Raw genomic sequence first — 9,830 nt, 5'->3', positions numbered from 1 at the left:
AAGCCATCGCTAGCGATGGCTTTTTTTGCGTTTATCAGCGTGTTGCTCGGACGAATCCGGCTTCTTGTGCTTCTTTCTCCGTACAGAACCGTTGCTCCGGCTTCACTTCATTGTAAGACTGACCACCCGGGACATGGTAAATTTTTTTACCTGACCGATTGATATTACCTTTGATATCGCAGGATTTCGTTTCTGTAATCGCTTGAACATTGAATCCGCGATTCGTGACGTAGCCATCGTGCTTCCAGATTTTCTTCTTTGCCTGTTTTGCTTCCTGTTCGATTTTTTCAAACATATCGACATAACGTGTGTCTGGTTCATAGACGAACGCCACACGCGCAAGACCTTTTCGGAGTAACTCTTGATTCAACATTTTATCGCCGTACCAGACATATGCGAGCAGTCGTCCGTATCGGTCAGCCCGGGAATGATCACGCTCTAACCGAATAGCTGTCCCGCTCGGTAATTTCTCTTTTGTAAACGCTGAAGCTTCCGTTCCATAAGGTTGAACCGGCGTATCCGGTTTAACAGTTTCCGGTGTATCGACGAGCAACAAACGAACATCCTCCGTTTTCCCGTCTGCTAGCCTCACTTTTAATGTATCCCCATCGATGACGCGTTGCACCGTCGCTTTCGTAATCTTTTCATCGTCTGGTTGCTTGATGCCAAGCAGATCGGTTTCTTCTGGTGCACAACCGATGAGGACGAATAAAAAAAGTAGACTTATGAATACAGATCGTCTCATTTCTATTTCTCTCCTTTCCATGAAAATACGGATTCGGTCAATGTCCGAACCCGCATACGTCACCTTGTTCATAAGTTAGTCTGCTGATAGAACTGTCTCTACTTCGTTACGGTTTGTATAGAGTGTATAGAACGCTTCCGCTACGTTTTTCGGATCAAGTGCCGTTCCACGCTTCACTTCTCCGGCAATCGTGACAGTTCCGACGTAGACACCGTCTTCCTTCAACGTATCATGGAGCATGTGCGTCACTTGACGAACGCCTGCCTTGCCAATCGAAAGCCCTGGTAACGATTTGATTGCTTGCATCGCAGCGCCACCTCCTGTAATCAGGATGGCGCCGTCTTTTCGTTCCTGCATCGAAGGAGCAACGAGTTGTGCGGCATGCAGTGCACCGAGAACATCGATCTCGAACTCTTTCGTAATCTGTTCTGCCGAGACTTCAAGGACAGATGCTTGATGTAAAATCGAAGCATTATAGACTAAGACATCGATTTGTCCATACTGCTCCTCTGTCCATTCGATGAGTGATGCGATATCGGCTTTTCGAGAAGCATCACATTCTACCCCCACCGCCTCTACACCTTCTTCTTTTAGTTCCGTGATGACGGCTGCAAGCGTTTCTTGTGTCCGCGCCGCACAAACGACTTGAAATCCTTCTTGCCCGAATCGTTTACTGATTTCATATCCGTTTCCTGGTCCTGCTCCAATGACGATGACTGTTTTCATGACGTATCTCCCTTTCTCATTTTAACTGTGATGGTTATTCCCTGAATTGCGTCATTTCATTCAAAAATCGAGCAATGAAGTGCCTTTTTCTTCTTTTTCCTGCGAAACACCCATGAAACGCGCTAACATCGGATCGACCGCTGGGGTTGCCTGAGGCGTTGACGTAGGAAGCGATATTGTCGAACTCGACGTCGAATCGGATTCGAGCAGTAGTTCACAGTAAACCTTCATCGCTGCAATCTGTTCTTTCTGCGCAGCTCCTGTTGTTTGGTCAATACGTTGCATCGCTTGGCGCATCTTTTCGATGATGTGTTGCTCGGTAATCATCTTGTATTCCTCCTTATGGTAGATTGAGGGTATGAACTTGAAAAGGATGTGTTTTCTATGATTCGTACCGCATTAGTTGGTTTTGGTCTTGCCGGTGAACATTTGCATGCTCCTTATTTACACGCACCTGATTATCAGTTGGTAGCTGTTCAGTCGAGTCGCCCGGAAGCGGTCGCTGCGTACGACGCGACGCTCCCTGTCTATCCGACACTTGAAGCATTACTTGAAGCGGAACAAATCGATTTAGTCGTCATCGCGACGGCAAATGATCTGCATTATCCACTCGCGCGTCTCGCCTTGCTCTCGGGCTGTGATGTACTTGTCGAGAAACCGTTCACCGTCACGCTCGAAGAAGCCGAAACGTTGACAGAACTAGCACGGACATACGGTCGGTTACTGACAGTTTATCATAATCGGCGGTACACGAAGGACTTTCGGACGCTGATGACCTTATTGAAATCTGGACGACTCGGTACGCTCCAGACGTTCGAAGCGCATTATGACCGTTACCGTCCCGATGTGCAGGAGCGTTGGCGCGAACAGGACGTTCCTGGTGCCGGACTATTGTACGACCTTGGTTCACACTTGATCGATCAAGCACTCGTCGCCTTCGATGAAATTCCAGACCGTGTCTTTTGTGATCAAACGATTCAACGACAAGATGGGATCGTTGATGACTATACACATCTAATTTTAGCCTTTGGCACGCGACGCGCTATTTTGCATATCGGTTCCATCGTTCCAGCTGTTGGTCCCTCCCTGATGGTGCACGGAACACAGGCGAGTTACTTCGTTGATGAAGTCGATACAAAACGGACGACCTATCAATTGGCTGAAGCAAATGGACCTCTGCAAGACTTCCCTTTTGTTTCCGGTCATTTTGGGGATTATTATACGGATCTCGCTCCAGCCATCCGTAAGCGAACCACACCACCTGTCTCTGCGAAACAGGCTGAACTCGTCATGAAAATCATTGATCGTGCTCAAAAGAGTGCAAAAGTGGGTACATGGATAGAAGTAGACTAACTATTCATTTCAGACGAACAGGGGGAAGACAAGATGTTTTCAAGTACGGAACGGACAGCATGGTTAGAAGAAATGGGACAAGAACTTTTAGACGTCCTCGTCATCGGGGGCGGTATCACGGGAGCTGGTATTCTGCTTGACGCACAAAGTCGCGGCATGCGGACAGGCTTGATCGAAATGCAGGACTTCGCCGAAGGGACATCGAGCCGATCGACGAAACTTGTCCATGGTGGATTGCGTTATCTGAAGCAGTTCGAGATTAAACTCGTCGCCGAAGTCGGGAAAGAACGTGCCATCGTGTATGAGAACGCACCGCATGTGACGACACCGGAGTGGATGATGCTTCCACTTGTCGAAGGTGGTACATTCGGTAGCTTCTCGACCTCGATCGGCTTACGTGTCTATGATCAACTCGCTGGTGTCAAACGCCATGAACGTCGGACGATGCTTAGCAAAGAAGAAACATTACGTTACGAACCACTGTTACGCTCAGAGCATTTAGTCGGCGGTGGTCGGTATGTCGAATATAAAACGGATGACGCTCGACTGACGGTCGAAGTCTTAAAAGCAGCCATCGGTTACGGCGGACGTGCCGTCAATTATACGAAAGCGGAATCGCTTGTCTACCACAATGGAAAAGTCGTTGGTGTCGAAGTCCGCGACGTCTTAAGTGGCAAAACGTATACGATTCGGGCGAAGAAGATCATTAATGCGACGGGTCCTTGGGTCGATGAACTGCGCGAAAAAGACGGTTCGAAGTCTGGAAAGTCATTACACCTGACAAAAGGGATTCATCTCGTCATCGATCAAGTACATTTCCCGTTGCAACAAGCCGTTTACTTCGATGTTCCAGACGGTCGGATGATCTTTGCGATTCCACGTGAAGGGAAAACGTATGTCGGAACAACGGATACGAACTATAAAGGAGATATTCTTGAGCCTGGTGTCACCGTCGAGGATCAGGATTACATCCTAGAGGCGACGAATCAAATGTTCAACGTCGAGTTACGACCTGAGCATGTCGAATCAACGTGGTCTGGACTACGTCCACTCATTCATGAAGATGGAAAAGATCCAAGTGAACTGTCCCGAAAAGACGAAATCTTCGTTTCGAAATCCGGTCTGATGTCAATCGCCGGTGGTAAGTTGACTGGGTACCGGAAGATGGCAGAACGAATCATCGATATGGTCGCGGAGCAATTCAAGACAGAAGAAAATCGAATTTATCTTGCTTCCCGTACGCACGATATCTTGCTTGGTGGTGGTCATCCACAAGGAAGTAAAGGATTCGCGCGTTATATGAAGGAACAACAACCAAAAGGCGAAGCACTTGGGTTGTCACCGAATGAGACGACATGGCTCATCCAGCGCTACGGTACGAATGTCGAACGTGTCTTCGAATTGATTCGGACACGCGGTGACGAAGCCGCTCGTTATCAATTACCGTTACACTGGTTCGGTGCCCTTCTGTATGGTCTAGAAGCAGAGCTCGTCATGCAACCCGGTGACTTCTTGAACCGTCGTGCTTCAGCCGTCTTCTTTGATTTCCCACATGCTGAACAATACGCAGACGGTGTTCTTGCCCTGATGCGTAGTGAACTCGGCTGGTCGGCAGAAGATGAAGCGAAAGCCAATGAAAGCATTCGTCGCGAATTTGACGCGGTTCGCGTCAAAGGTCCTGTTCCACTTTCCTAACACAAGAAGACCCGATCGCCTGAAGGCGATCGGGTCTTTTGATGTGTTTACTCTTCTTCTTTTGAAGCAGCAAGTTCCGCTACCGACATATTTCCTGGGTGTAGATTCGAACGCTTACGCGCAAACGTAAAGTAAAGTACTAAACCGATTGCAAGCCAGACTCCGAAAGCAATCCATGTCTCGAGTTTCAAGTTGAACATTAAGAAGAGACATGCAGCGATTGCTGCGATTGGCACATATGGCATACCCGGACATTTGAATGCACGTGGGAGATCCGGCTGTGTTTTACGAAGAATCAAGACAGCGACAGAGATTAAGACGAATGCTGCGAGTGTACCCATGTTGACGAGGTTCGCGATGACATCGAGTGGAACGAATCCAGCGACGAGTGAACTACCAAGTCCGATCATCCAAGTCGCCTTGAATGGTGTTTGGTATTTCGGATGCACTTCGGAGAATACTTTAGGGAACATCCCGTCACGCGAGATCGCAAACGCGAGACGCACCATTCCGTATGTCATGACGAGAATAACCGTTGTGATCCCGAGAATCGCACCGAGATCGATGAAACCAGCGACCCAGTTTTGACCTGCCATTTGAATCGCAAGTGAGACCGGATGATCGATACCAGCGAATTGTTTGTAAGGGACGATCCCTGTCATGATGGCTGCGACGATGACGTAAAGAATTGTACAGACAGCAAGTGAACCGATGATACCACGTGGTAAGTTCTTTTGTGGATCACGGACTTCTTCCGCTGCTGATGTAACAGCATCAAAACCGATGTACGCGAAGAAGACGATCGCAGCACCCGAGAAGACGCCTCCCCAACCAAATGGAGTGAATGGTGTCCAGTTTGATGGTTCAACGTAGCCAACACCGACGACGATGAACAACACGACGACTGCTAATTTGATGACGACCATGATGTTGTTGACACGTTTCGTTTCCTTGATTCCCATCGACAACAATGCCGTAATGGCAAAGAGGATCAGGAAGGCTGGAAGGTTGAAGTATGTCTTGGCTCCTTCTACTGCTCCTGGAGCTGCTGAGAGAGCTGTTGGCACATGGATATTAAATCCTGCGAGTAAAGACTGGAAGTAACCTGACCAACCGGCTGCTACGGCACTGGAGGCGAGTCCATATTCGAGAATCAAGTTCCAACCGATGATCCAAGCGAAGATCTCTCCCATCGTTGCATACGTATACGTATAGACGGATCCACTGACCGGAATCGTTGATGCAAATTCAGCGTAAGCAAGAGCAGCTAGACCACAGGCGATGGCAGATAGAATGAATGATACGATAAGTCCTGGTCCTGCAGTCAACGCTCCTGTTCCCGTCAAAACGAAGATTCCGGTACCGATGATGGCGCCAATTCCTAAAAACGTTAAATCCATCGCGCCAAGATTTCGAGCAAGTCCACTGTTGCGTTTACTTGCAGCAATCATAGCGGAAACATCTTTTTTCCGCGTCAAACTCATGATGTACTTCCCCCTATATCCGTTGTGATTTGTCTTACGAAGCGAGTCGTTCGTAAGAACTTAATCAAAAATTTACGAAGTTTTCAGATAAATTGATATAGGTCATTATACCTATTTGTTTTTTGCATGACGCTTTCATCTGTTAAAGAATAAAAATCACTTCAAAAATATCGGCATGTAACATCTGTTACATACCGATATTTTTCTCCTTTTTCAGTCCACGTTTTAAGTCGTTTTCCACGTCTTCGTCCATTCTAAAAACACTTGGTAATCCAGCTTTGTTCGCATGACATAAGCTTCTGACCAACGCTCGATCTGCTCCAAAAAAGCGGTATCGGAAACACCGATAGCTCGAATGATTTCAACATCCGCATGATGGGTTAATATTTTTTCTTGAATTCCCGCATCTTGATCTGCCCGCGCATGGATTTTCGCGGTAATTTGACCTTGAATACATAACACGTTCTCAAGGTCTTCCTGACTTTTTATATGCTTCGCCTTTAGTTTTTTCTTGTACGGTGAGCGCTCGCGTACATAATATTCCTTTTTTTCAATCGTCAGATAACCAAGATATGGATCTTCATGTGCCTGCATCGCCTTTTGCGACGTGATGACCCGTCTCCCTTGATGAACGGTTTCTGCTTCTGGACGATAAACGGGCAGGAATAACGAAGGGACAGACGTTTGCGCTTGTTTCATCTCAAGAATCAAATCTTCTTCTCCCCCTTCGCCCTCAATCAAGATGTAATAGCGCTCGAGACCAATGGATGCTGTTCCGCTGTCTAGCTTACGAACGATATCCTTGATCGTATAGAACGATTCCTCACGGCGATCCTCGGTGTCGATTGTCTCGATGTAGGAAGGCCAGGCAGACTCAATTGCTGCTCGTGTCGCATCATCTACTACTTCCATATCCGGGAGTGTACAAAATCGTCTCACGCCATCTACCAGTTCCGTTCGCTCCCCCATTAATTCTTCACGTTTTTTTTCTGCTTTTTTGATTAACTTCTTGATTGGTCCTTTTGTATTATCCCGTGTAAAACAAACATCACTTGGATCTTTTCCAAGTGCATACTTTTTTAAATCATGTAAGTATTCAAGAACATAATTACGAATTGCAGGGACTGAATCATATCCTGCCTCTTCAGCGAATAATCGCACAGAGACTGCCATGCGAATCAAATCGTATAAATACGATCCTAAGTATCCTTCATCAAAATCGTTGACGTCGTAGATGATTTCTCCTTTTGCATTGCCATGGACACCAAAGTTCTCAAAGTGAAGATCACCTTGGATCCAAGTTGGCTTATCACGAGGTGTGTCAAAACCAAGCGGAATCCGGGTCACATCGTAATAAAAAAGATGCGAACTCCCCCGAAAAAAACGAAATGGACTCAAACTCATCTTGTCGTACTTTTCCTGACGTGCTTTCTCATCGAGCTGACGGATTTCATGATCATAGAAATCAAGTACCTTTGCAATCGTCATCTGTCGAATCTCTTCATACACGGACTGAAACATCTGATCCTCTCCTTTCCATTTGAAAAAAAGAGCAGTCAAAACGAAATCGTTTGACTGCTCCCTACATGTTACTCGAAATGTTTTTTATATTCCCCGTATCCTGCCGAATCAAGCTCTTCTACCGGAATAAATCGTAACGCTGCTGAGTTGATACAATAGCGTAGACCACCAAGCTCTGTCGGACCATCATCGAAAATGTGACCAAGATGACTATCTGCATTCGCAGAACGTACTTCCGTCCGCGTCATCCCATGACTCGTGTCGAGTTCGACTTCCATCTTGTCTTCTGAGATCGGTTTAGCGAAGCTCGGCCAACCACAGTTTGACTGGAATTTATCTTTTGATGTGAAGAGTGGTGTACCATCGACGATATCGACATAAAGACCTGGACGTTCTTCATCCCAGTATTCGTTACGAAAAGCGGGTTCTGTCCCGTTTTCTTGTGTGACTTTATACTGAATCGGTGTCAGACGCTCTTTCAATTCTTTTTCCTTACCATGATCCTTCCACGCTTCCTTAATGAATTTCGCACGACCGGAGCCGACGCTATACATCTGGTAGCGGAATGGGTTCTTTTTATAATAATCTTGGTGATATTCTTCTGCTGGCCAAAACGGCTTTTCCGGACGAATTTCTACCGCGACCGGACGCGAGAAACGTCCTGATGCGTCAAGCTCTGCTTTCGAACGTTCAGCTGCTTCACGCTGCGCTTCATCGACATAAAAAATGGCCGGCTGATATGATTCACCACGGTCATTGAATTGACCGCCCCCGTCTGTCGGATCGATTTGACGCCAGAAGATATCGAGTAATTCTTCGTACGTAATGACGGACGGATCGTACGTGACTTCAACCGCCTCCAAGTGACCTGTCGTTTCCGAACAGACCTCTTTATAAGTTGGGTTCTCTGTATGACCACCGGTATATCCTGAAATGACCTGCTCTACCCCATCATATTTATGGAATGGCTTGACCATGCACCAGAAACAACCACCTGCAAATATTGCTTTTGCCATCTATCTTCCCCTCCTCTGTATGTCTCTATTTTACCGCGTTCAGAGAATGGACTCGACTTTCCTGCTCATTCAATCCTCTGGGTTCGTTTTTAGGCGACGCATGACAAAGTAAATTGCTGCGAAGACAAGAAGAAGTCCTCCAAGCGAGTACCAGATGTTATTCAAACGATAAATCATTTGGTACAAGGCAAGCGTCACAAGCAATAATGCGATCGGTAAGAAGGCACGCTTAAAGTGGTACCAGTAATTCACGAAGATCGCCTCCTGTTTTTCTTTCATCTTACTTGAAGCGACATCTAAAAAGCCACCTTCATTTGAAGGTGGCTCGTTGATTACGATTGACGTGGATGTTCTGGGAAGTCCATCTCTTCGTAACGAACAATCGACGTCCGGTTTTTGAATTTGTGTCCTAACCAGAAGGCAAGGAACAACGGAATTCCGACATATGTCGCGGCAATCCCGACCCAATCAATTTGATCAGCAAGGAATGCTGCATAGTTTTGACCAACGATGACAAGGAAACAAAGACCGAATGCAAACAGCGGACCGAACGGGAACGCTGGTGCAACGTAAGGTAAATCTTTCAACGAATGACCTTGTGCAAGGAATCCTTTACGGAAACGATAGTGACTGATCGCAATTCCGAGCCATGCGATGAATCCTGTCATACCTGAAGCATTGAGTAACCACAGGTAGACTTGTCCACCAAACATCGATGTTAAGAAACAGAGCGCACCGATTGCTCCTGTTGCAAGCAAGGCGTTACGCGGTACCCCATTTTTCGACACTTTTGCAAAGAACTTTGGTGCATCTCCTTGACGAGCAAGTGTATACAGCATCCGTGTGGAAGCATACATACCTGAGTTACCGGCAGATAGAACAGATGTCAAGATGACGGCGTTCATGAGTGCTGCCGAGAACGCAAGACCTGCTTTTTCAAAGACGAGCGTAAACGGACTAACGGCAACGTCCGTGATGTCATTGGAAACCAAGTTCGGGCTCGTATACGGAATGAGCATCCCGATGACGAAAATCGCAAGGATGTAGAAGAGTAAAATGCGCCAGAAGACTTGTTTGACTGCTTTTGGAACGTTTTTTTTCGGATTTTCCGATTCACCTGCGGCAATTCCGACTAGTTCTGTTCCTTGGAAACTGAATCCAGCAACGAGGATGATTCCGATGACGGCAGGAATACCACCGACGAACGGCGCATCCCCGAGAGCAAAGTTTTTAAAGCCAACCGGTGGCTCCGATGTAAAGACACCGAAAATCATCGCAACACCGACGACT

The 9,830-nt window shown here is 46.9% G+C and carries 10 protein-coding genes; 2 read left to right on the top strand and 8 right to left on the bottom strand.

The window, feature by feature from the left end; genetic code table 11:
* Positions 1 to 34: 34 nt before the first annotated feature.
* The 3 genes from B2751_RS09990 to B2751_RS09980 form a co-directional block, all read right to left on the bottom strand.
* On the bottom strand, positions 35 to 745 hold the full coding sequence (locus B2751_RS09990) for a thermonuclease family protein (RefSeq protein ID WP_290774568.1): 711 nt from the start codon (positions 743 to 745) through the stop codon (positions 35 to 37).
* 75 nt (positions 746 to 820) lie between these two features.
* The gene (locus tag B2751_RS09985) at positions 821 to 1,471 is read right to left on the bottom strand and encodes an SDR family NAD(P)-dependent oxidoreductase (RefSeq protein WP_035411468.1); all 651 of its coding nucleotides are present in this window, start codon (positions 1,469 to 1,471) and stop codon (positions 821 to 823) included.
* A gap of 60 nt (positions 1,472 to 1,531) precedes the next feature.
* Positions 1,532 to 1,798: a DUF5327 family protein gene (locus B2751_RS09980; protein ID WP_035411472.1), complete on the bottom strand. Its 267-nt coding sequence runs from the start codon at positions 1,796 to 1,798 to the stop codon at positions 1,532 to 1,534.
* 57 nt (positions 1,799 to 1,855) lie between these two features.
* On the opposite strand from B2751_RS09980, the gene B2751_RS09975 reads away from it, so the two are divergent.
* A complete protein-coding gene (locus B2751_RS09975) occupies positions 1,856 to 2,824 on the top strand; it encodes a Gfo/Idh/MocA family oxidoreductase (RefSeq protein ID WP_035411475.1) in 969 nt (322 codons plus the stop codon).
* A 33-nt stretch (positions 2,825 to 2,857) separates the two neighbouring features.
* On the top strand, positions 2,858 to 4,519 hold the full coding sequence (locus tag B2751_RS09970) for a glycerol-3-phosphate dehydrogenase/oxidase (protein ID WP_035411477.1): 1,662 nt from the start codon (positions 2,858 to 2,860) through the stop codon (positions 4,517 to 4,519).
* A gap of 47 nt (positions 4,520 to 4,566) precedes the next feature.
* Here the strand turns inward: B2751_RS09970 and B2751_RS09965 are convergent, their stop codons facing one another.
* From B2751_RS09965 to B2751_RS09945, 5 genes are all read right to left on the bottom strand, one after another.
* On the bottom strand, positions 4,567 to 6,003 hold the full coding sequence (locus tag B2751_RS09965; RefSeq protein ID WP_290774565.1) for an amino acid permease: 1,437 nt from the start codon (positions 6,001 to 6,003) through the stop codon (positions 4,567 to 4,569).
* A 225-nt stretch (positions 6,004 to 6,228) separates the two neighbouring features.
* Positions 6,229 to 7,524 (bottom strand): DUF2252 domain-containing protein, encoded by a 1,296-nt coding sequence (locus B2751_RS09960; RefSeq protein WP_290774563.1) that lies wholly within the window; start codon positions 7,522 to 7,524, stop codon positions 6,229 to 6,231.
* A 68-nt stretch (positions 7,525 to 7,592) separates the two neighbouring features.
* Entirely contained in the window at positions 7,593 to 8,540 is a 948-nt protein-coding gene (msrA, locus tag B2751_RS09955) for a peptide-methionine (S)-S-oxide reductase MsrA (protein ID WP_035411485.1), read from the bottom strand.
* Positions 8,541 to 8,609: 69 nt separating this feature from the next.
* Complete coding sequence (locus tag B2751_RS09950) at positions 8,610 to 8,792, bottom strand: hypothetical protein (RefSeq protein WP_035411695.1); 183 nt, start codon at positions 8,790 to 8,792, stop codon at positions 8,610 to 8,612.
* An 80-nt stretch (positions 8,793 to 8,872) separates the two neighbouring features.
* Positions 8,873 to 9,830 (bottom strand): amino acid permease (locus B2751_RS09945; RefSeq protein ID WP_290774561.1); only part of this gene is annotated, 958 nt, incomplete at its 5' end.

Source organism: Exiguobacterium sp. UBA6282, assembly GCF_002440475.1.
GTDB lineage: Bacteria > Bacillota > Bacilli > Exiguobacteriales > Exiguobacteriaceae > Exiguobacterium_A.
This window is presented reverse-complemented; position numbering and strand designations above follow the sequence as displayed.